Origin of the sequence: Streptomyces sp. NPDC059371, assembly GCF_042751995.1 — a bacterium.
GTDB lineage: Bacteria > Actinomycetota > Actinomycetes > Streptomycetales > Streptomycetaceae > Streptomyces.
In genome coordinates this window covers 24871-46287 of sequence record NZ_JBHYXD010000047.1, presented here as the reverse complement: position 1 = coordinate 46287, position 21417 = coordinate 24871, and the positions used below count along the sequence as shown (strand labels likewise).

At 70.4% G+C, this 21417-nt stretch carries 17 protein-coding genes, 1 tRNA gene and 2 pseudogenes; 15 read left to right on the top strand and 5 right to left on the bottom strand.

Going from position 1 to position 21417, the window contains the following annotated elements; translation table 11 throughout:
• Window positions 1–296: 296 nt before the first annotated feature.
• The 3 genes and pseudogenes from ACFXGX_RS24785 to ACFXGX_RS24775 form a co-directional block, all read left to right on the top strand.
• Window positions 297–550 (top strand): annotated as a pseudogene (locus ACFXGX_RS24785) (transcriptional regulator); the annotation flags it as partial.
• 63 nt (window positions 551–613) lie between these two features.
• Window positions 614–687, top strand: a tRNA-Met gene (locus tag ACFXGX_RS24780).
• Between the two features lie 879 nt (window positions 688–1566).
• Window positions 1567–1920 carry a hypothetical protein gene (locus ACFXGX_RS24775; protein ID WP_384795008.1) on the top strand — a complete coding sequence of 118 codons (354 nt, stop codon included), beginning with the start codon at window positions 1567–1569 and terminating at the stop codon, window positions 1918–1920.
• Window positions 1921–1992: 72 nt separating this feature from the next.
• On the opposite strand, the gene ACFXGX_RS24770 is transcribed toward ACFXGX_RS24775, so the two are convergent.
• Window positions 1993–3363 (bottom strand): transcriptional regulator, encoded by a 1371-nt coding sequence (locus ACFXGX_RS24770; RefSeq protein WP_384795006.1) that lies wholly within the window; start codon window positions 3361–3363, stop codon window positions 1993–1995.
• Between the two features lie 184 nt (window positions 3364–3547).
• Here ACFXGX_RS24770 and ACFXGX_RS24765 point away from each other — a divergent pair, with 184 nt between their 5' ends.
• From ACFXGX_RS24765 to ACFXGX_RS24725, 9 genes are all read left to right on the top strand, one after another.
• The gene (locus tag ACFXGX_RS24765) at window positions 3548–4540 is read left to right on the top strand and encodes a glycosyltransferase (RefSeq protein ID WP_384795004.1); all 993 of its coding nucleotides are present in this window, start codon (window positions 3548–3550) and stop codon (window positions 4538–4540) included.
• On the top strand, window positions 4531–5775 hold the full coding sequence (locus ACFXGX_RS24760) for a methionine adenosyltransferase (RefSeq protein WP_384795002.1): 1245 nt from the start codon (window positions 4531–4533) through the stop codon (window positions 5773–5775). Before ACFXGX_RS24765 ends, ACFXGX_RS24760 begins: the two co-directional genes overlap by 10 nt.
• Window positions 5772–6686: a sugar phosphate isomerase/epimerase family protein gene (locus tag ACFXGX_RS24755; protein ID WP_384795000.1), complete on the top strand. Its 915-nt coding sequence runs from the start codon at window positions 5772–5774 to the stop codon at window positions 6684–6686. Before ACFXGX_RS24760 ends, ACFXGX_RS24755 begins: the two co-directional genes overlap by 4 nt.
• On the top strand, window positions 6683–7723 hold the full coding sequence (locus ACFXGX_RS24750) for a Gfo/Idh/MocA family oxidoreductase (protein ID WP_384794998.1): 1041 nt from the start codon (window positions 6683–6685) through the stop codon (window positions 7721–7723). The genes ACFXGX_RS24755 and ACFXGX_RS24750 overlap by 4 nt, the downstream gene beginning before the upstream one ends.
• Window positions 7724–7725: 2 nt before the next feature.
• Complete coding sequence (locus ACFXGX_RS24745; protein ID WP_384794996.1) at window positions 7726–8592, top strand: AAA family ATPase; 867 nt, start codon at window positions 7726–7728, stop codon at window positions 8590–8592.
• Window positions 8592–10208, top strand: coding sequence for a carbamoyltransferase (locus ACFXGX_RS24740; RefSeq protein WP_384794994.1), 1617 nt, complete (start codon window positions 8592–8594; stop codon window positions 10206–10208). The genes ACFXGX_RS24745 and ACFXGX_RS24740 overlap by 1 nt, the downstream gene beginning before the upstream one ends.
• A gap of 31 nt (window positions 10209–10239) precedes the next feature.
• Window positions 10240–10716 (top strand): NUDIX hydrolase, encoded by a 477-nt coding sequence (locus tag ACFXGX_RS24735; RefSeq protein WP_384794992.1) that lies wholly within the window; start codon window positions 10240–10242, stop codon window positions 10714–10716.
• A 37-nt stretch (window positions 10717–10753) separates the two neighbouring features.
• The gene (locus ACFXGX_RS24730; protein ID WP_384794990.1) at window positions 10754–11389 is read left to right on the top strand and encodes an HAD-IA family hydrolase; all 636 of its coding nucleotides are present in this window, start codon (window positions 10754–10756) and stop codon (window positions 11387–11389) included.
• A 105-nt stretch (window positions 11390–11494) separates the two neighbouring features.
• Window positions 11495–13723, top strand: coding sequence for a zinc-ribbon domain-containing protein (locus ACFXGX_RS24725; RefSeq protein WP_384794988.1), 2229 nt, complete (start codon window positions 11495–11497; stop codon window positions 13721–13723).
• A gap of 451 nt (window positions 13724–14174) precedes the next feature.
• Here the strand turns inward: ACFXGX_RS24725 and ACFXGX_RS24720 are convergent, their stop codons facing one another.
• Genes ACFXGX_RS24720 through ACFXGX_RS24710 form a run of 3 tightly spaced genes read right to left on the bottom strand, consistent with a single transcriptional unit; the run spans window position 14175 to window position 18639 of the window.
• On the bottom strand, window positions 14175–14906 hold the full coding sequence (locus ACFXGX_RS24720; protein ID WP_384794986.1) for a hypothetical protein: 732 nt from the start codon (window positions 14904–14906) through the stop codon (window positions 14175–14177).
• On the bottom strand, window positions 14867–15175 hold the full coding sequence (locus tag ACFXGX_RS24715; RefSeq protein ID WP_384794984.1) for a hypothetical protein: 309 nt from the start codon (window positions 15173–15175) through the stop codon (window positions 14867–14869). The genes ACFXGX_RS24720 and ACFXGX_RS24715 overlap by 40 nt, the downstream gene beginning before the upstream one ends.
• Window positions 15176–15180: 5 nt before the next feature.
• Window positions 15181–18639, bottom strand: a complete 3459-nt coding sequence (locus ACFXGX_RS24710; RefSeq protein ID WP_384794982.1) for a DNA polymerase III subunit alpha — start codon at window positions 18637–18639, stop codon at window positions 15181–15183.
• A 336-nt stretch (window positions 18640–18975) separates the two neighbouring features.
• Here ACFXGX_RS24710 and ACFXGX_RS24705 point away from each other — a divergent pair, with 336 nt between their 5' ends.
• Both ACFXGX_RS24705 and ACFXGX_RS24700 read left to right on the top strand, forming a co-directional pair.
• Window positions 18976–19413, top strand: coding sequence for a hypothetical protein (locus ACFXGX_RS24705; RefSeq protein WP_384794980.1), 438 nt, complete (start codon window positions 18976–18978; stop codon window positions 19411–19413).
• 53 nt (window positions 19414–19466) lie between these two features.
• A pseudogene (locus ACFXGX_RS24700) lies at window positions 19467–20281 on the top strand (DNA-3-methyladenine glycosylase family protein); the annotation flags it as partial.
• Window positions 20282–20339: 58 nt separating this feature from the next.
• Here the strand turns inward: ACFXGX_RS24700 and ACFXGX_RS24695 are convergent.
• A complete protein-coding gene (locus tag ACFXGX_RS24695) occupies window positions 20340–20621 on the bottom strand; it encodes a transposase (RefSeq protein WP_384794978.1) in 282 nt (93 codons plus the stop codon).
• Window positions 20622–20749: 128 nt separating this feature from the next.
• On the opposite strand from ACFXGX_RS24695, the gene ACFXGX_RS24690 reads away from it, so the two are divergent.
• Entirely contained in the window at window positions 20750–21376 is a 627-nt protein-coding gene (locus ACFXGX_RS24690; RefSeq protein WP_384794976.1) for a TetR/AcrR family transcriptional regulator C-terminal domain-containing protein, read from the top strand.
• The last annotated feature ends 41 nt before the right edge of the window (window positions 21377–21417 follow it).

Here is a 21417-nt window from a genome sequence, read left to right as displayed (position 1 = left end):
CACTTTCGGACGGGTTGCGTACCCCGGAATTGAGCGGATTTTCGAAGGTGCGCTCTGCACCGACCCTTGCCGCGCCAGAGCACACGGCCGGTGACGGATTGGCCGAAACGCCGACACTCCAGCAGCTGTGTCTGTCCGACGGGCATCCGAGGCCCGCGGGGCAAGGACTTGGGCTAGGCGGCGGCGCGCTGCGCGGTCAGCAAGACCGCCGTGAGGGTGCCAGCTTTGGTGATCCGACCATCGCCGCACATTGCTACCGCGTCCTCCAGCGCGACCCAGCGCAGCTCCATGCCGGCTTTAGGCGCCTCAACCGCGACGGACGCGGTACGCGAGTGCAGATCCACCCGCTCAACCAGTCCCAGGTGCCGCAGCGGCTGCAGCGTGTGGTGGAGTACCGGACGATGAACGTGCGCCGCTGGGACCGCGTCGTCGGCTCTTGGGCGGCATGCGACCACCAGAGCCTGACGAGGCGTGGCAGGACACGATCGTCGACCTGGGTTCGCAGTGGGGCCAGTACGAGTACGTCACCAACATCGGCTTCGCTGCGTAGAAGCCCTGCGTCAGGCGATGGTCTTCGGCAGCGGCTGTGATGGCGTACGGTGGGGGCTACCGACGCGGGGTGGAGCAGCTCGGTAGCTCGCTGGGCTCATAACCCAGAGGTCGCAGGTTCAAATCCTGTCCCCGCTACTGCTGAAGAGGGCCCGGATCCATGCGATCCGGGCCCATTCGCACTCCCTGGGACCCGACCGGCTGGCGCGGGGCGAGGCTTCGGCCTGGCGGGCACGATTCGCGCCGGAGCGCGCGACGTCCTTTCAGCGGGAAAGGCTGGGCTGTCTGGCACACGCATTACAGACTCTTCCTCGCCCTCGCCGCCCTCTCTGTCCTGGCAGCTGTCCTTGCATTCGCCTCCGGACGCACCTGAGGAACTCACCGTGCCGAAAGGCAGCCCCCTGACCGAGATCCTCAGCAGCGTGCGTCCCCGATCAGAAACAGTGGGCGGCAGCGGCCGTCCGCGCTCAGGTGGAGTCTGGTGGTGAACCCACCGCGCGAGCGGCCCAAGCCCTCACCTCCCGAACCACCTCCACCAGGGCGCTTGTTGTAGCGGGTGGCCACGGCCCGGTGCTGTTTCAGCCGATTGATGGCTCGCTCGACGGTATTGCGCAGCGCAAAGCCTGCTGGCCAGAAGCGTACCCAACGCCCAGCCACCCACCTGCGTACGGATGACGGGACGCGGTACGAGGCGAAGCTCCGCGACCGCGCCCACCACGCCCCTGCCTGGCGGCGCTACGCCGAGCAGACCCGGCCCGCCCTCCGAGACGAACTCGCCCGACGTCAACAGCAACGACGCAGCGCGATGACCAGGAGGACCTACGAGCCGGTGCTGCGCGAGCCCGAAGAGGGATAGTCGGTAGCCAGACTCCCGTGCAGCACCCGCTGGGACTCGGAACCGAGCGACCCCGGTCCCGGGTCTGGGCCCGCGATCCAGACCGCCGATGGCCTTTCAGCAGCACTGGAGGCGTCGAGCGCTTGCGCATAGCATCCACGTATTGGAGAAGGGGGCGCAGAGTGCGGGAAGAGTGGCTTGATGACGAGGCGCTCAGTGCTGCGGTCGGGGAGTGGGAAGCCAATGAGCAGTTCGACGCCGACCGTACCGAGTTGATGCTTGAGCAGGCTGCAGCCGGTCAGGTCGTCCCAACCGGGGACGACGCGGTGCTGTTCGCCCTCGCGGAACTCCTCAAGCTGAAGGGCCGGGAACCGCGGGAGGACGCCCGCCAGCGGGCATTCAGCGCGATGATGGACGAGGCCGATGGGGTCCGTGAACACAAGCGAGACCCGGATCGGGTCGAGGAGACTCACCAAGCGCTGCTGAAAGCCTTCCGGGAGCAGCAGGCGGGCGGCACAGGTTCGGCCGCCTCGTAACGGCAGCCGCACCCCGCGTGGCCACGGCCCGCAAACAGCCCACGCACCTATTTCCTTCCTGCTTCTGGTGCGCTATGCGCTGAGCTGCAGAAATTCCTTCACCGCTCGTACGTGCTGGTGGGGGAGGAGCTCGTCGCGCAGGTCGTCGAGAGCATCGGTCGGGCGGGCTGAGCTGAGCATGGCGTTCTGCGCATGGGCGTTGGACGCGACGGCGCACGTGGCGTCCAGGTCGCCGAGCTGGAGGTGCGCGCGCGCCGTGCGCGTGAGATATAGGACGTGGTCGCGCACGTATCCGTCGGCTTCGTACCGTGCCGTGCGCGCGTGCTCGAAGTGGGTCAGGGCGCGGCGCGGGTCGTGGAGGTCGAGCGCAGAGGAGCCGGCTAGCATCTCGATCTCGCCCGGGTTCAGCCAGTACGACCACGGCGGGTCGTTCTCGTGCGGCCCGCAAGCGTACTGGGTCCGGGCGGCGTCGAGCTCGTGCCAGCAGGCTGCGCGGTCGCCGGTCTTGGACAGGGCTCGGGCGGCACGGGCGTGGAGCATCGACTTCACTCGCGGGGTGGCGCTGTGTGTGGTGGCCTCCTGTGCGGCGCGCACCAGCTTGACCGCGTCGTGCGGGTTGCCTTCGGAGTAGACCTGGATGGCCATGAACGCCAGGGTGTTCGCGCCGGCCTGGTGGTCGCCCGCGCTGGCGGAGGCGCGGAGCGCGGTGATGTAGAAGCGCTGGGCGCGTGCGTGACGGCCCGCGTCGAACTGCAGCCAGCCACACATGCGGGCGGACTCGGCCAGGAGGGACAGGAGCCGGTGTTCGAGGGGCCCGTGCTGGCCGGTGTTCGAGGCCAGTTCGTTGAGGAGTTCGTATTCGGCGATGGCTGTCTGACGCAGCCGTGCTCCGCCTAGGACGTCGTCGAGCCGCCGCAGGTCGTCCAGGCGCTGTTCGAGGGTGTCGAGCAGCGCCGGTGTGAGGCGCGCGCCTGAAGGGGATGCGCTTGCCGGGGCCGCGGCGGCCGGCTGGGTGAGCGTGAGGCTCCAGTTGGCCGTTAGTCCGCTCAGCGTTGCGCCACTGGCGATGAGAAATCCCCGTCGATCCTGCATGGAGCCTCCCCGAGCGGCAGCGGCTACTGCTGCCACGGTACCTGCCAGGGTCCAGGGGCTGTCGAGAACGGGGCGGTCATCGGAGAAGGACTGCAGGAGGAAGGCCGGCCATCCGAGTTCGTCGACGGCTTCGCGACGGATGCCGTGGAGGCGGGCCATGGCGTACCGGGCGTGCAGGTCGGGGGAGTTGACGCCGTTCTCCCACCGGCTGATCTTCTGCCGGCCCTTGGCCATCCGGCCGTATCCCAGCGCGTAGTGGACGTCGTCGAGCCGGTCCAGGTACTGAGCTGCGGTCAGCCCCAGGTCGGCACGCAGCACGGCCAGCGGATGCCGTAACAGCGGGTCGGACATCGCGTTCCCCCTCCTGCGCAATCTCCCTTGTGACCAGCAACTTTATCCCTCGTCAGCAGACCGGCGCAGGACGTCGGAGCAGGGTCCGCAACACCTCCGCAACATCAAATTCCTTCCCCGGCACGGGGTGTTGGCGGTGACATGTTGCGCATCCCATCCCCCATCCGTGTGAGAAGGGAGCCCCATGTCTCAGACCGAGTCACCGCAGGTGTCCGTCGTTGTCAGCGCCTGCGGCAACACCCGCAAGATCCGCAAGCTGCTGGACGCACTGGCGCAGCAGACCCTGCCGACCGCACAGTTCGAGGCGGTCGTGGTCGACAACGACCGGCCCGGCCCCATCCGCCCGATCCAGGACGCGATCCGTGACGGCAACTGGCCGTTCACCGTCCGGGTCCTGTACGAGCCGACGCCGGGCCTGAGTGCGGGACGCAACCGCGGCATCTGCGCGGCGCGCGGCCCCTACGTCGCCATCACCGACCCCGACATCACCCCCGATCCCGACTGGCTGCAAGCCCTTCTCGCCGCGATCGAGGAGGAGCAGGTCTTCGCGGTCGGCGGCCGGACCACCGTGGAGTACCCCGGCGGCCAGGCCGTGACGCTGACCCAGTCGCTGCGCGAGTGTCACGGCGCCGTGGACTGGCCCAACCGCCGGGAGGTGGCCGTGTGGCCGTACTGGGTCACCGGCTGCAACCTGCTCTTTCACCGCCAGACCGCCCTGGACATCGGACTGTTCCGGACCGACCTGGGACGGCGGGGCCGGTGGATGGGCGACTGCGAGGACCTCGAGTTCATCGACCGGGCCCGCCAGGCCGGCCACACCACCCTGATCGAGCCGGACGCACTCGTGTCTCACCCGGTGTACCGGCGAGAGACCACGCTGCCCTACTTCCTGCGCCAGGGCGCCGGGCACGGCGTGTGCGTGGCCCGGATGCATCTGAGCGTGAGGGTGGAGCCCGCCGCGATCCAGGCCGGCCGAGCAGCCCTTCACGGCGCGTGCATCAATCTCGCCGCCGGGTGGACGTTCCTGGACCGCTCTCGCGCGGTCGAAGGCGCCCGCGACCTCGCCCGGATCGGCGCCTACCACCTGGAGCGGACCCGCCTGCGCCTGCGCGGCCGCCGCCCCATCGCTTTGGCCCAGCTTCCCGCGACGAAGGAGACCACCGACTCATGGACGTGATCACGACGACCGGCCTCCCCCCGGCTTCCGCCCCGCAAGGCGTGGAAGTCGTCGAACGGAAGGGAACCGGTCACCCCGACACCCTCGCCGACGGGACCGCCGAGGCGATCTCCCGCGCCTACAGCCGCTACTGCTTGGAGAGGTTCGGGGCGATCCTGCACCACAACACCGACAAGCTCTCCCTGCTGGGCGGCGCGGCCGACGTGCGCTTCAGCCATGGCGAGCTCACCGCGCCTGTCCAGGTCCTGGTCAACGGACGCATCACCAGCGCTCTGGGCGACCACACCATCCCGGTCGACGACATCATCACCACCGCCGCGAAGGACTACCTCGCCGGAGCTCTGCCACGCCTGGACGTCGAGCGATGGGTCGAGGTCCGGCCCCGGCTCACCCAGGCCTCAAGCCCCGGCGCCGTCAGCGGCCCCGACACCGCACAGCGCGAAGCCTCCCGCCAGCGGTGGTTCGCGCCGCGCAGCCTCGACGACCTCGCCGAGCGGCACCGCCTGTTCTCCAACGACAGCAGCGCCGGGGTCGCCTACTGGCCGCTGGGGACGGCCGAGCAGCTCGCCCTCGGTATCGAGTCCCACCTGACCGGGGAGGCCTTCCGCGCCGCGCACCCCTACTACGGCACGGACATCAAGATCATGGTCGTTCGGCACGCCGGCCTTGTGCAGGTGACCGCGTGCGTGCCGCAGATCGCCCGTGAGACTCCGGACCTGGACACCTACATCGCCCGCCGGGCCCAGGCCCGCGACCTGATCGGGGAGCTCGCGGCACAGATCGCGCCAGGACACCGGGTGCGGGTCGCCGTGAACACCCGCGACGTCGACGAGCGGCCCGAGCTGTACCTGACAGCCACCGGATCTTCCATCGAGTCTGGCGACGAAGGCGTCGTCGGCCGCGGCAACCGGGCCAACGGGGTGATCAGCATGTTCCGGCCCTGGTCCGCGGAGGGCGTGTCCGGCAAAAACCCCGTCTACCACGTCGGCAAGCTCTACAACCTGGCGGCCGCCGACGCCTCACGCCGCCTGCACGAGCAGACCGGGCTGGACTGCGCGGTCGCTCTCGTCTCCCAGTCGGGCCGGGACCTGACCGACCCCTGGCAGGTCATCGTGCAGACCTCGGGCCACGAGGCCGTACCCGCCGACATCGTCCGCAGCGTGATCGACGACGTCATGGCCGGCCTCGGCGTACTGCGCGAGCAGCTCCTGGACGGAAAGCTGGCCACGGCATGAGCGCATCCACCACCCGTATCCCGCCCGCGGCCGAGCGGTTCGTGCCCTGCCTCAACCCGGCCACCCTGAGCGGGATCCCGCTGGACCAGTTCCTCGCCCTGGCGGCCGGCGCGGGCTTTCCCACCGTCGAGGTGTCCATCCAGCAGGCTCAGACCTACGGCATCCCCGCGCTGCGGAATCTGCTTCAGGAACTGGGCCTCACGGTGGCCGCAGCGAGCGGCATCCTGCCCGCCGGTGACGTCCTGCCCGCCCCGCTGCTGGTCGACCCGGACACCTACCGGGCCTGCCTCGCCGGACTCGACCGGCGGCTGAAAGCCATGGCCGACCTGGGATGCACCGTGGCCACCACGGTCCTCAACCCCCGCTCCTCCCTCCCATCCGGACCCGCCCGGGCCCTGGCGGCGCAGCGGATCCGTGACCTCTCCGACACGGCCGCCCCTTACGGGATCAGGCTCGCTGTCGAAGCGGTCAGCGTCCGCAGCGACCTGCCCGCCGAACTCGACGGCCCCCACCCCGTGCTCGACACGCTGCCCCAACTCGCCGCACTGCTGCAGGAGTCCGGGGCCCGCAATGCCGGAGTGCTGGTGGACTCCTTCCACTGGGCGGCCGCCGGATCCGACCCCGCGCACCTGGCCGCGCTCGGTCCCGGCCGGATCACCCACGTGCAGATCGCCGACATCCCGGCCGGCACCGATGCCGGTGAACTCACCGACGGCCAACGCCTGTTCCCCGGCGACGGCGCCCTGTCCTGGAACACGTTCGCCGACGCGCTCACGGCGTGCGGATATGAGGGGCCGCTGTCGGTGGAGCTGTTCAACCCGCAGCTGCGGGCGCTGCCCGCAGGCGAGATCGCCCGCCTGTCCCACCACGCCGCCACCCGCTGCTGGACTCACCCGGAGGCACGCCGATGACCCCCACCCACGACGCCACGGTCCACCGGCCGTGGCGGGTCGCGGTCGCCGGGTGCGGCGCCGCGGCCTTCGGCCTCCACCTCCCCGTCCTCACAGCCTCCGCCGCGTTCGAGGTGATCTCGGTCGCCGACCGTGACCCGGAACGCGCCCGCGCCGCACGGGCCCGGTTCGCCATCCCGCGCGCTGCCGCCCGGGCCGGTGATCTGCTGCAGGACGCCGACGTCGTGGTCGTCCTCACCGGGGTCCACGAGGGTCTCATCGAGGAGGCGCTGGACGCAGGCGTCCACGTCGTCACCGAGAAACCGGTCTGCCTCGATGTCTCGCGCACCCGCAGACTCGCCGCCCGGGCAGCGAAGTCGGGCCTGCTGCTGGAGGTCGGCGCGATGCGTGCCCACGACCCAGCACTGCACGCCGCGCTCGCCCAGGTCCCCGAGCCGCACGGCGGGTGGCTGGTGAAAGCCGACGGACTCGATGCGGCCGCCCGCCGCCGCCTGCTCCCGGCCGGCTTCACCCCGTACACCTTCGACCAGGACCCGCCCCAGCCCGTGCCCGACGACCTGGAACCCCATCAGGTCACCGCTCTGCAGATCCTGCTCTGGCAGGGCTACCACCTGTTGACCGCACTCGTCCTGGCCGTACCCGGCACCACCGCCACGGCGTGCACGCTCGACCCGGCCGGACAGTCCGTGCACGCCACGCTGCACGGCCCGGCGGGCGAACCCTTCACCCTGGTGATCACAGCCACACCCGACGGTGTCTTCCGCGAGCAGATCCACCTCGCCGACAACGCCCAGGCGGCCACGATCGACTTCGCCCGCCCCTACGAGCCGGCCGCCACCACCCGGCTGACGACCGCCGCCGGCACGACCACCGAGTTCGGTGACCCCTTCACCGCCATGTGGGCGGCCACCGACGCCCGACTGCGTGGCCAGCACCCCGCCGACCTGCCCACCAGCGTCCACCTCGCGCTCCGGGTCGAGGAACTCGCTCTCGCCCTGGCCCGCCTCGCCGGCCTCAGCACACGAAAGGAAGCCTGACCATGGTCAGCAACGCCCCCGTCCTGGCCCTGGACGGCCCGCCCGGAGCCGGCAAGACCTCTCTCCTCGCCCGCATGGTGAGCGCCCTGGGCGACGACACCGTGTGGTTCACCGAGCCCAACGCCCGCCTCGCCACCGGCCTGGCCGCGCCCGTGCACCCCTCACCCGCCGCACACACCCTCTGGTTCCTGCGCCACGAACTGGCCAAAGCCCGCGCCATGCGCCATCTCACCGCCGACCCCGACACCCGCCTGGTCATCTCCGACCGCAACCACCTCGGCGCCCTCGCCTACTGCTACGCCACCCGCGCCGACGACGCCCTGCCCTACACCACAGCCCGGGACTTCTACGCCCGCCACATCGCTCCCCGACTCCCCACGACCGTCCTGACCGCCATCCTTCTGGTCAGCCCCGGCGAAAGCCTGGCCCGCCGCGGCAACGTCGCCGAACTTCCCCGGTGGAAGCAGTGGTTCGACGAAGGCCTCCTGGAGAGGCTGCACACCTTCTACACCGACATCGCGCCGACGCTCTGCCCCACCCAGCCACTCGTCATCAACACCGACGGCGCCACCCCGGACACCGTCCTCGCCCAGAGCTCCACCCTGCTCGCCGACGCCGGACTCGACCACAGCGCCCGGCGCCTCACCCGCACACCCGCCCCGGACTCACGGCCTGTGCTCGACGAGCACTTCACCGATGCCTACGCCAGGCTCGGCGGTCTGGAAGCCTTCGGACACCCCTTCACCCACCCGATCCACCACCGCGGAGATACCGTCCAGCTGTGCCAACTCGGCGCCCTGCGCCGCGACCACTCCGGCAGCACCCGCCTGTGGGACCCGCTCGCCGACCTTCAGCGGAGGGCCGCCTGATGCCACGCACCCCCTGCGTCGTCGGCATCAACCTCGGCCACGACGGCGGCGCTGCCCTGATCACCGACACCATGATGGTCGCGATCGGTGAAGAGCGACTCAACCGCACCCGCTACAGCCCCGGGTGGCAGGCATCCCTCCTCTACTGCCTGCGCGCGGCCGGCCTGACGCTCTCCGACGTCGACCTGGTCGCGGTCAGCGGTATCGGCCGCACCCCGCCCACCCGGGCCGAAACCGGTCTCACCCACCTCGGCATCGACCCAGCCAGGATCATCCCGGTCGACCACCACCTCGGCCACGCCTATACCGCCTACTGCCTCAGCCCGTACGACGAAGCGACCGTGCTGGTCGTCGACGGAGGCGGCAACAACAACGACACCGAGACCTACTACCGGGCCACCCTCGGCGGCATCGAACGCCTCGGAGGCAACCCCGCCACCCGGCCCCGTTCCGCCGGGATCGGCGCAACCTACGAGGCCTTCACCAACTGGCTCGGCTGGCACGAACAGGAAGCCGGGAAGACCATGGCGCTCGCCTCCTACGGCGATGCCGGCCTCTACCTCGCCCCGCTGTTCGACGTCGTCGACACCCAAGTCCACGGACAGCTCACCCGCAGCCACGCCCCCGGCGTGGCCGACCTCGCCGCCCGCACCGGCTTCGACTTCGGCCCGCACGGCAGCCGCGGCAAGCACGAACTGGGCAGGAACGCCGCCGCCTACGTCCAGAGCCAGACCGAGCGAGCCCTGGGCACGCTCGCCGAACAGGCGATCGCCGCGACCGGCCTCGGCAACCTGTGCCTCGCGGGCGGCGTAGCCCTCAACTGCGTCGCCGCCGACAAGATCCGCCGCCTGGGCACGGTCACCGGCTACTTCGCCCCACCCGCCTCATCCGACCGCGGCCAGGCCCTCGGTAGTGCCCTGTATGCCTGGCACCGTCTGACCGGCGACCTGCCCCGCCGGCCGCTGTCCCACGACTACTTCGGCCGCGACTACACCCCTCAGGAGATCGAACAGGCCCTGCGCCGCGATCCCCGCTCCGGACTCGTCGAACGCCGCAGGACTGCCTTCACGTGGCGCCGCGAGAGCAACATCGCCCGGACAGCCGCCCAGATGATCGCCGCGGGAAAGATCATCGGATGGTTCCAGGGCGGCAGCGAGCTCGGCCCCCGCGCGCTCGGCGCCCGGAGCATCCTCGCCGACCCCCGCACCACCGGCAGCTCCGACGCCCTCAACCAGAGGATCAAGCACCGCGAACCGTTCCGGCCCTTCGCGCCGGCCGTCCTCGCCGACCACGCCTCCGCCTGGTTCGACCTCGATGTGGCCAGCCCCTTCATGCTGCTGGCCCCGCCCGTCCGCCCCGATCGCGCCGACAAGATCGCCGGAGTCGTGCACGTCGACGGCACCGCACGCGTCCAGACCGTCGACCCGGCCACCACACCCGCCTACGGAGCGCTGATCCAGAACTTCCACCAGCGCACCGGAGTGCCCGTCGTCCTGAACACCTCCTTCAACGACCGCGAACCCATCGTCGAGACCCCCGCTCACGCCCTCGCCACACTCCAGGACTGCGATCTGGACGCCGCATGCATTGGCCCATACCTGGTCGAACGGGCCTGACCGCGCCCTGGGAACTGCCAGACTGGACAGCATGACAACCTCCACTCCACCGCTGAGGGAAGCCGCCCGCGCCATCGTCCTGGACGCCGAAAACCGCGTCCTGCTCCTGCGCTACGACGAGAACGGCGGCTTCTGGGCAACACCCGGCGGATCGCTGGAGGACGGGGAAGACCACGCCACCGCCACGCTCCGCGAACTGCGCGAGGAACTCGGTATCGACGGCAACACGGTCGAACTGGGAGCGCAGCTCGCGGAGCGCAGCAAGGACCATCTCGTCGGCGGACGACAAGTCCGCCAGGTCGAGAAGTACTTCCTCACCCGAGTCGCCGCGGCCGACGTGGCGCCCGACCGGGCCACCCAGCCCGACAACATCCGCGAGCAGCGCTGGTGGACCCTGTCCGAACTGAGCGCCACCACCGAGACGGTCTACCCCCTCGGCCTCGCCGGCCTGCTCGCCGATGTCCTCACCAACGGTGCCCCCGCACGGCCCGTCGTCCTGACCGGATAACCCGGCGATTCGCCGTACGGGGCCGCACACTGCGGGAATGACTCAGCATCATCCGGCACACCCGCTCCGGCCGTATGAAGCCGTACTCTGCGATGTCGACGGAGTCCTGCGCCACTGGCCCGCAGACACCGAGATCGAACAAGCCAACGGGCTGCCGGCCGGCGCGCTCGCATCCGCAGCCTTCGCCCCAGCCCGCGTCCTCCCCGCCGTCACCGGGAAGATCACCGACGCGGAGTGGAGACACGCCGTGGCGGCCGACCTCGCCGCCATCTGCGGCTCCAAGGAGCGGGCCCAGGCCGCCGTAGCCGCCTGGACGGAACGCGTCCCCGTCGTCGACCAGGAACTGGTGGATCTGCTCACCCAGGTTCGCGCCGTCGCCTCCGTAGCCCTGGTCACCAACGGAACCACCCGCCTTGAGCAGGACCTCGCCGGCCAAGGACTGGACAAAATCGCCCATGCAGTGGTGAACACCGCCCGCATCGGTGTCGCGAAGCCCGACCCTCGCGTCTACCACCTGGCCGCCGAACTCGTCGGGGCCCCCGCCCGGCGCTGCCTGTTCATCGACGACACCGAAGCCAACGTCATCGCAGCCCGCGAGGCCGGAATGGATGCCGTGCAATATCGCACTCTCGACGAACTGCGCGAGACGCTGACACCACTGCTCAACCAGTAGTGCATCGTCAAGGCCCCTTGCCGATCGCGGGGAACCGACGACAGGCGGCTCGCGGGCAGAGGCCGACGGGACGGTGTTGTCACAGCCTCCCCGTAGCCTCCCGCTGTGCCTCCCCGACCTTCCACGCGCGCAGTCGTTCCTGCCGGCGCAACGCTCGCCGACTTCCCGCACCTCGCCGAGCAACTGCATCCCGACGAAGGCCCAGCGGCGAGCATTCCCGCTCGAAGCCGACAGCCCCGCAGGTGGCGCTGCGGGAAGGCTGACGACCACGTCTGGGAGGCGCCTGCCTACCGGCGAGCCGCCGTCGGCGCGGGCTGCCCGTTCTGCGCCGGAAAGTACCCTTCCGAGACCAACAGCCTGGCCGCGCTCTGCCCGGACGTTGCCGCCGAGCTCGACCTTGAGGCCCCTGCCACGGCAGGCCTGACCGCCGACCAGATCGTTGCTGGATCGCATCGCAAGGTCGGCTGGCGCTGCTCGACCTGCGATCACCGCTGGGTGGCCGGTGTCGGACCGCGCACCGACCGACGCAGGGCAGGTTGCCCCAACTGTGCCGGCCGCGTGCTGACACCGGCCACGAGCCTCGCCAGCGTGCGCCCGGACATCGCCGCCCAGTGGCACCCCACCCGCAACGGCGAAACGCGGCCCCAGGACGTCATGCCCGGCAGTGCAACGAAGGTCTGGTGGAAGTGCCCGGCAGGGGGTGATCACGAGTGGGCAGCCAGCCCGAGCGCCCGCGCCCGCGCGAAGAACCCCACGGGATGCCCGTGCTGCGCCGGGTATCAGCTCTCCGTCACGAACAGCCTGGCCTCCCTCTACCCGGAGGTCGCCGCGCAACTGTGCCCCGAGCGAAACGATGGCCTGCTCCCGGGGCTGGTGCTGGCCGGCACAGCGCAGGTCCTGTGGTGGCGCTGCAGCGGGGGACTGGACCACGTGTGGGAAGCGTCCGTCGTGGCCAGAACGAAAGGCGGCAACGGCTGCCCCTACTGCGCGAACCGCCGGACGTCTAAGACGAACACTCTCGCGCTCCTTCCGGAACTGGTTGCGGAGTTCGACTTCGCCAAGAACGCGCCGCACACACCGCAGTCGCTGCACCAGTCCGCCCGCCAGAAGGTGTGGTGGCGGTGTCCGATGGGCCCAGACCACCGCTGGTGCACGACTGTCGCCAACCGGGCCCGGACCGGTCACGGCTGTCCTTTCTGCCTGAACCAGCACGTGTCGGTCACCAACAGCCTCGCCACCCTGTTCCCGCAGATCGCCACAGAGCTGGACCCCGCCCTCAACGGCGGCCGCACAGCGCACCACTACGTCGCGACCTCGAGCACGACGGCGACCTGGCATTGCGCGTTCGGGCACACCTGGACTCTGCCAGTCGTCGCTCGGACGCGGGCCGCAGCGAACGGGGGCGGTGGGTGCCCCGACTGCTATCCCACGCGAACCTCGCTGCGCCAGCTCGCGCTCGCATCCGCCCTCGCCCACGCACTTCCGAACCTGACGGTCGACTCCCGCCCTGCACCGGTCCGGGGGCTCGACGGCCAAACGCGCGAACCGGACATCACCATCCCCGCGCTGCGCCTGGCTCTCGAGTACGACGGGTCCTTCTACCACCGCGGCCGTGACACCCACGACGCTGCCAAGTCGCAGGCGCTGCGCGCTGTCGGCTGGCAAGTCGTCAGGCTCAGGGAAACCCCACTCGTCCCGACGCACGACCACGACCTGGTCGTGCCGATCCTGCCTGCCGCCCAGGCGGACACCCTCGTCCCCGATCTGCTCACTCACCTCCTCACGTTCCTCGACGCGCCCGGTCGCGCCGTGCTGGCCGTCGAGATCGGCGCAGCCCGGACCGTGGAACGGCCGGCGTGGCAGTGGACCGGCCCGCCCCCGCGATTCCAGGAGCAACTGCAGGCCCTTCGGACGTTCGCGGGACGGGAAGGGCACGGCCGTCCCGCCAGCACCCATTGGGAGGGCGACTGCGCGTTGGGCGGGTGGGTCATGGAACAGCGGCGCCTGTACCGCGCGGGGAAGCTTCCCCCAGTGCAGATCCAGCTCCTCGAAGCGGTACCAGGGTGGGTGTGGGTCTGGAGCGCGTTCCGCTGGCAGATGTTCACCGATGCCCTGGCTTCGTTCGTCGCCCGAACCGGCCATGCCCGCGCCCCGTACGGACACATGGAGGACGGGTACCCGCTCGGGGTCAAAGTCGCTTCTATCCGTGCCGACCATCAGCAGGGAAAGCTTCCGGCTACCCGGGTCGCGGAACTCGAAGCGCGCCCAGGGTGGAAGTGGCGGCCGGAGCGGATCGAACAAGCTGCCGAGCACGTCGACTTGCGGCTGTTCTGATAACACCAGGGCGAGCGCACCCCCTGATGAGCGGTTCCGTACTCCAAGACCAGAAAGCCGAGCGGCCTCTACTCGCTGGCGTCGTGCTCGTCGAGGGCGCTGAGAACGCCGCGCAGCAGCTCCGCGGCCTCCCCGTGCTCGTTCAGCGCCCAGAAGAGAGCGGCGATGTGCCCGGCAACCGGGGCGTGGCCGCCGGACGCGGTCTTTTCGCCACCTGGCCGCGGCTGATGGACCTGCCCTTCTCGAACAGCGAAGCCAAGTCGGCGGTCGCCGTGTGCAGCCAACCGAGGCCGTCAGCGGCGGTCGCGGGAGCGGACTTGTGGGCGGGTGGGCGAAGGGCGGCTTGGTCCAGGACCTCCAGCTCCAGCCCAGGCCCTCGCACAGTTCTCGCGCCGCGTCCCGGACTTCCTGTCCGACCGGGGTGACCGAGGCGGGCAAAAGGACGGCAGGTCTACGTTCTTCGCGTAGTCACGGCAAGGACGGCAGCGTAGAGCACGCTGTGTCCATAGCGTGCTCGAGCGCGGTCAGCGACGGCTTCGATCGCGAGGGGCTTGTCGTCTTCGTTGTCGAGGGTGAGCTGGCGGCAGGCCCGCTCGTCAGGGCGCAGGGCGTCGGCGCGCAGGGCGATGCTGCGCACCCGGGCGCGCTGGAGGCCGAGGGAGTCGTACAGCGCGTATGCGGTGCGGGCCAGGAGCACGGTGTGCTGCGTGGCCTCGGGCAGGGTGCGGCCGCGGCGGGTGGAGCTCCCGTCGGCGTAGTGGACGGTGCAGGTCACGCCGGTGGCGATCCGCCCGGAGGTGCGCAGTCGGGCGCCTAGGTCGTCGGAGAGGGCGAGCAGGGCGCGTCGGTGCTGGGCCGGGTCGAGTTCGTCGCGTTCGAAGCGGTGCTCGCTACTCATGCTGGCCGGCGTGGGGGTCGGGTCGACGATTGTGGTGTCGTGGCCGTGCGCGCGCTCGTGGAGGGTGCGGCCCGGGCGAGCGCCGAGGAGGCGCTGCAGTGTGAGCTGGGGAACGTCGGCCACGTCACCGATGGTGTGCAGCCCGTAGTCGGAGAGCGTCGCGGCCGCTCGGGCGCCAACCCCAGGCAATTCCCGTACGGGCCGCGGCCGCAGGAACCCGTTGACCGCTTCGGGGGTGTCCTCGATCACGAGGCGCCGCCCGGGCGCGGTGAGCGCGCATGCCATCGTGGCGAGCATCCGGGTAGGTGCCGCGCCTGCTGCGCTTTCGAGGCCGTAGTGGGCGATGATCCGCAGCTGGATGAGTTGATCAGTCCGCGGACGTCGCGCTGGAAGTAGGGGAGTGCGCCGCTCAGGTCGAGGACGGCGCTGTGCGGCTCGATCATCTGCACCCGTGGCGTGATGTTCTCCAGCAGGCGGCGCACCTGCTCGGGCAGTTCGGCGTCGGAGCCTGGTGGCAGGTCGAAGCGCAGATGAAGGATGCAGCGACTGCTCATGGTGTTCACCCGGCGCTTCCCTGGCTGCGGTGGCCGAGTCGGCGCAGGTCCGCGGACCGGGTCCCGGCCGGCTGGAGGTCGGCGTACGGGTGGAGCTTCGCTCCTGCCGTGCCGTCCGTGAGGGTCCGCTGAGGCGCCGAGGTACTGGGCTGGGCGGGTGTCGAGGCGGGGGAGGGGCGGCCGAGGAGGTCGAGGGCGGCCTGCGGGCCGTGGTCGCGGCGGGCGGCGGCGACCTCGTCCAGGTCCCACACCATTTTTCCGACCACGGTGCGCCGCGGCCCGCGTGCTTCGACAGTTCCCCGCACCAGCAGGAGCCCGCTGTGGAAAACGGTATGGGCGCACGCCTCGTGAGAGTCCTCGAAGAAGGCGATGTCCACGAGTCCGGAGCCGTCCTCCAGCGTCACGAAGATCACCCGCTTCCCGCTTGGAATAGGCGGCGTCTGCGTGGAGGCCCGCACGCCGGCGACCAGCACCCTCTGGCCGGGAGCCATCGCTTTGAGGTGGGCGGCGTCGGTGGCGCCGAGCTCGCGCAGGAGCCGGTGATGGTGGTCCATCAGGTGGTGCGTGACGTCGATCGACAGGGTCTCCAGCTCTGCACTCAGCTTGTCCCGGCCGGTCATCTCCGGCAGGCCGCTCGGCTGTGCCGTCACCAGCTCCCCGCCCAGGGGCAGCTGTCCCTCGCCGGCCCGGCGGTTGCGGGACTGGCGGTGCAGCTCGGTCGCCTGCAGCAGCAGGTCCCGTCGGGTCAGGCCGCCCGCGAGCGGGCCTAGCGCGCCGATCCGGATGAGGCGCTGGGCGAGGGGCAGGGACGGGCGGGCCCGCTGCCACAGGTCCTGCAGACCGTTGTAGGGCTGTCCGGCGACCAGCCGCTCGGTCTCTGTCTCGCTGATCCCTTTCACCGTGGAGAACGCGAGCCGCGCGCCCCAGCCCTCGTCGGTCTTCTCGACGCTGTGCTGGGCGCCGGAGGCATTGACGTCGACGGGCAGCACGGCCACGCCGTGGCGCCGGGCATCGGCGACGATGACCCGCATCGGCCACATGCCAGGGTCGTGTTCGAGGAGTCCGGCATACAGGAATGCCGGGTAGTGGGCCTTCAGGTAGGCGGACTGCAGGGCCGGGACAGCGAAAGCCACGGCGTGCGCACGGCAGAATCCGTACGCCCCGAACTGGGAGATGATCGACCACACTTCGTCGAGCACGTCTGCGGCATAGCCGCGTTCGCCGGCGGTGCGGCGGAACCAGGCCTCCACCCTAGGCAACCGGTCCGGGTCGGCCAGGGCGCGACGGGCGACATCACCTGCGGCCCGGTCGCAGCCGGTCATCCGGACCAAGATCGCAATGATTTGCTCATGCCAGATCACGACACCGTACGTGTCGTTCAGCACCGGCTCCAGGTCAGGGTGCGGGTAGCGCGGAGTCGCGCCGTGCCGGGCGGCGATGAACAGCGCCGGCATGCCTCCCTTGACCGGGCCGGGCCGGAACAGACTGATGTCCGCGACGACATCCTGCATGTGGCGCGGCTGAAGCCTGCCCACCAAGTCCTGCTGGCCGGGAGATTCGAGCTGGAACAAGCCGACGGTGTCGGACGCCTGGATCAGCTTGAACGCCAGCGGGTCGTCGAGGTCGACGTGATCGGGGTTGTCCAGGTCAAGGGCCCGGCCGGTGGCCCGGTGGATCTCGGCGACCGCGTGAGCCATCGAGCTCTGCATCCGTACGCCCAGCACGTCGAGCTTCAGCAGGCCGAGATCTTCGACATCCTCTTTGTCGGATTGCAACATCAGGTATCCGGCCGGGGTCGGCTGCACCGGGACGCGGTCCAGTAGCGAGACGTTCGAGATGATCACTCCGCAGGGGTGCATGGCATACCCGCGCGGAAGGCCGTCCAGACCCTCCGCGAGCTCCCACCACGGCCCGAACTGTTGCGCGCGTCCAGCAAGTTCGCGAAGCTCCGGCAGCTCTGCGAGGGCCCCGCGGATGTCGCGGGCCCGGATGTGCGGGAAGCTCTTGGCGACCTCACCGATCACCTGCGGCGCAATCCCCAGAGCGAGCCCGGTGTCCCGCAGGGCGTGCCGGGCCCGGTAGGTCTCGGGCATGCCGGTGACCGCGGTCCGCTCCTTCCCGAATCGCTCGATGATCGCGTCGTACACCTCCAAGCGCCGCTCCGACTCCACATCCAGGTCGATGTCGGGCAGCGAAGTGCGACGTTCTGAAAGAAAACGCTCAAAGAGCAGTCGGTGAGACAGAGGGTTGGCTGTTGCCACGAAGAGCGAGTGATTGACCATGGAGCCCGCACCGGACCCGCGCGCCGCCACCCGAATCCCCAGGGCCCGGGTATCCGCGACCACCTGAGCCACCGCGAGGAAGTAGCCCTCGAATCCGAGCCGGCCGATCACGTCCAACTCATAGTCGAGCTGCCGGACAGCAGGCTCGTCGCGGTCCAGGCCGCGGGCGATCATCCCGGCCTCGCAGCGCTGCCGCAGCAGCCGCATCGCCGAACCCGCCTCCGAGCCGGCGCCCACCACGGACGGCTCGGGAAAATGCGGACGCCCCATCCCCAGCTCGGCCGCGGTGATGGTGCATGACTGGCCAGTGGCCTCCGTCTCTGCAAGCAGACGGGCGGCCCGGGCCCGGTCGTCGCCGACGGCGCGCGCGACCTGCTCGGCGGCCGCGGCCATCGCCTGCGGTCCCTTCAGCCACCGCTCGCCACTGTCCAGGCGCCGACGGTCTATGGGCCGCAGCAGCCGCGCGGCATCCAGGACGTCGGCCAGCTGGTGCTGGCCGGGGTCGGCGTAGCGGACGGACTGGGACAGCACTGTTCGGACGCGGAGCTGGTCGCCCAGGCCCACGGTGCGTGCCGCCAGCCGCAGTGAGCCCGCCCCCGTGCCCTCCAGCCCCAAGTACACGGCCTCCAGACGGAGCCGGTCACCCGCGAGGTCCCGCCACGGAGCGAGCAGCCGCTCCGCGATGTCGGGCCGGCCGGCGGACAGCGCACGCAGCGGCTCGGCGGACGGTCCGAGCATCAACACCAGGTCCTCATCCGCGTACGCCCGCAGGGTCGGCCACGACACGACCGGCAGGCCATCCCCGGCCTCAGCGTGCGCGGCGGACACCAAGCGGCACAGTCGCGCCCACCCCGACAGGTTCTGCGCGAGCAGCGTGATCCGCAGCAGCGGCTCCTGAACGTGCGCACCGCCGCGCGCCGGCGTCCGGGAGCGACCGGCTGTGGGGTCCGGTGAGGTGAGCGGGGCAACGGCCATGTCGACGCCGAAGACAGGGCGGATACCGGCGGCCGCTGCGGCCTTGGCGAAACGGACGGTGCCCGCGACGGTGTCCCGGTCGGTCAGCGCCAGGGTCGTCATCCCGCGCTCGGCGGCGCGCTGGACGAGGGCGTCGGGGAGGGACGCGCCGTAGCGGGCCGAGTAGCCGGAGGCGACGTGCAGGTGAGTAAATCCACCGTCCAACACCTCCAGAATCTCGTGTAGCTCGCCCTGACCTGTGACCTCTCCAGGTATCCACCATAACCGTCATTCGCACAAGTGTGCGAATTGGTGAACCTGACCCTTCCTTCGCACGCTCATTTGATTTCTTGGGCGCCTGCCTGATGCGGCCCCGCGCGACGTGGGTGCCCTGTGTCGTGAATCTCGGGCGTTGTCGGCGCTGTGCAGTACGCCCCGCGCGAGGTTCGGGTCCCGCGCGTTCCTTGGCCAGCTGGCCGTGGAGCGCGCTGCGGCACATCGGAGCAGCCGTGGCTCCTCTGCCCTCTGCTGGAGATTTCTGCGGCTCGAACTAAGCTCCGAGGCATGACCACAGCCCCCACCTCGAAGGACGACAGCTCCGCGCAGGCCACACCCGCCGACGCCCCGTTCGACCCCCTCGCATTCCCCAAGGACCTGCTCGACGCACAGCGCCGGGAAGCCACGCTGTACGCCGAGCTCCACGCCCACCAGGCGCCGCTCCCCTGGTCGCGTGAACCGCACGAGGGGTGGGCGGGAGACCCGGACCAAAAGAGGCGCGGACGCCCGTCCACCGACGGCTGGTCCAAAGACCAAGCCGACACGTACGACAAACTCTGGGAAGACCTCAGGAAGGCAACGGCGGCCGTCCAGAGCCACACGTGGTGGGACCGGTGCGAGAGCGAGGGCATCAAGGGTGCGGCTCTGGTTGCCGCCCGCATGGCCCTTACGCACGCCGACGGCGCAATCCCGCTTCAGCAGGCCGACGTCGAAACCGCCGCCTGACAGGGAGGACGCGCGACCTACGGCCTGTCGTAGGCGGCGCCTAGGGTGGGGGCATGCCCCGTCGCCTATGGGTGCCGCCCGAGCCGTACGATCTGGCCCGCACGCTGCGGGTGCTGCGGCGCGGTAAGAGTGACCCGACCTGCCGGCGGGAGGCGGACGGCACGTGGTGGCGCACGTGCCGCACACCCCATGGCCCCGTCACGTTGAAGATCACCGAGCACGTCAGCCCGGCCGACGGGACTGTGATCGCCGGGGACGCCTGGGGACCGGGAGACGACTGGACGCTGGAAGCCCTTCCCGCCCTGCTCGGCGCCGACGACGACCCCGCCGCGTTCGTCCCGCGGCACCAGGTCGTCGAACGAGCACACCGCAAACACGCCGGCTTGCGCCTCCCGCGCACCGGCCTGGTCATGGAATCCCTCGTGCCCACCGTGCTGGAGCAGCGAATCACCACCGGCAGCGCCCACTACGCCTGGCGCCGCCTCCTCACCCGCTACGGAGAACAGCCACCCGGACCCGCACCGCACGGGATGCGCGTCATGCCCCCGCCGCAGGTGTGGCGGATGATTCCGTCCCGGGAATGGCACCGCGCAGGCGTCGACCGCGCCGCGCCACCGCAATCCTGCGCGCCTGCCGCCACGCACGGCGTCTGGAGGAAGCCGCGGCCATGTCCCTGCCCGACGCCACCGCCCGCCTCCAGCTGATGCCCGGGATCGGCCCCTGGACCGCTGCAGAGACCCTGCAGCGCTCCCTCGGCGCGCCAGACGCCCTGACCCTCGGGGACCTTCACCTGCCCGTGCAGATCGGCTACGCGCTCACCGGCCGCCGCGACGGCACCGACGAGCTGATGCTGCAGCTCCTCTTTCCTGTCAAGTCAGCGTGTTGAGATTCGGTCCCGGACTCCCTGGGCGAGCTCACCGGGGTCATCAGCGGCATGGACGTGGCCATTCGCAGTCGCGGACGCTGCTGAGCTGGTAGGCCGCGCCGAGCATGACCTTGCGGATGGCCTTGACCAGCGCCAGGTGGTGGTCACCGCTCACAAGCCGGACCCCGGCCAGGCCGCGCTCACGCAGGGAACGCAAGAACTGGGTCCGGAACACCTCGGTCTCGCTGACGCCGACCATTACTCCCAGCACCTCGTGGCCGCCGTCCTCGGTGATCCGGTCATCGTGGGCGGATCCGAAGGGGCGCCGCCACTCTCTGTCCAACCGGCGGTCTCCATAGTGGATACGGTGTTGCTGTTATGGTGTTGGCTGAGGAGGTGGACGTTTCAGTGGCGGCAACTGGTCCTACGCGAGCGACCCCGGCATGTGGTCGGGGGCCGGGGCGTCCGCCCGTGCCGCTGGAGCGCATCGTCTCCACCGCACTGCAGATCGTGGACGAAGACGGGGCCGACGCTCTCTCGATGCGGACGCTGGCCCAGCGCCTGGGCTCGGGCACGGCGACGCTGTACCGGCATTTCGACAACCGGACAGCACTGGTCGCCCATGTCGTGGACCGCATGTTCGGCGCCGTGGAACTGAATGGCGACGAACTCCTCGCGATGGGCTGGCAGCAAGCGCTGCGGACGGTCGCGAACACCATGTTCGACGCCCTGGCCCGGCACCGGAACGCGGCGCGCCTGATGGTCGAAGAGATACCCGTGGGGCCGAACGCCATGGCGCTGCGGGAGCACTGCGTCGCGGCGCTGCTCGACAGCGGCTTCCCGCCGCGACTGGCCGCCCACGCCTTTGCCACCCTCGCCCGCTACGTCCTCGGATTCGCCATACAGGTCAACGGTCATGGCAGCGGCGGGCAACTCGCGGACGCACGACTGTCCGCCGCCTTCCAGAGCGTCGATCCAGCCTTGTTCCCGGCCACGGTCACCGTCGCCGGGTCGATGCCCGTTCCGATCGAGGACGAGTTTTCCTTCGGACTCGAACTCCTTCTCAGCGGGCTTGCCCACCTGCGCGACGACGCCTGACCAGCCAGGACGATGTCTCGGCCGGCGCATAGGCGGCTGGG

Coding starts and splice junctions, on each gene's coding strand:
- ACFXGX_RS24740 (WP_384794994.1), top strand. CDS start 8,592: ATGCCACGCACCCCCTGCGTCGTCGGCATCAACCTCGGCCACGACGGC.
- ACFXGX_RS24735 (WP_384794992.1), top strand. CDS start 10,240: ATGACAACCTCCACTCCACCGCTGAGGGAAGCCGCCCGCGCCATCGTC.
- ACFXGX_RS24765 (WP_384795004.1), top strand. CDS start 3,548: ATGTCTCAGACCGAGTCACCGCAGGTGTCCGTCGTTGTCAGCGCCTGC.
- ACFXGX_RS24745 (WP_384794996.1), top strand. CDS start 7,726: ATGGTCAGCAACGCCCCCGTCCTGGCCCTGGACGGCCCGCCCGGAGCC.
- ACFXGX_RS24750 (WP_384794998.1), top strand. CDS start 6,683: ATGACCCCCACCCACGACGCCACGGTCCACCGGCCGTGGCGGGTCGCG.
- ACFXGX_RS24755 (WP_384795000.1), top strand. CDS start 5,772: ATGAGCGCATCCACCACCCGTATCCCGCCCGCGGCCGAGCGGTTCGTG.
- ACFXGX_RS24730 (WP_384794990.1), top strand. CDS start 10,754: ATGACTCAGCATCATCCGGCACACCCGCTCCGGCCGTATGAAGCCGTA.
- ACFXGX_RS24760 (WP_384795002.1), top strand. CDS start 4,531: ATGGACGTGATCACGACGACCGGCCTCCCCCCGGCTTCCGCCCCGCAA.
- ACFXGX_RS24715 (WP_384794984.1), bottom strand. CDS start 15,175: ATGAGCAGTCGCTGCATCCTTCATCTGCGCTTCGACCTGCCACCAGGC.
- ACFXGX_RS24770 (WP_384795006.1), bottom strand. CDS start 3,363: ATGTCCGACCCGCTGTTACGGCATCCGCTGGCCGTGCTGCGTGCCGAC.
- ACFXGX_RS24720 (WP_384794986.1), bottom strand. CDS start 14,906: ATGGCATGCGCGCTCACCGCGCCCGGGCGGCGCCTCGTGATCGAGGAC.
- ACFXGX_RS24705 (WP_384794980.1), top strand. CDS start 18,976: ATGACCACAGCCCCCACCTCGAAGGACGACAGCTCCGCGCAGGCCACA.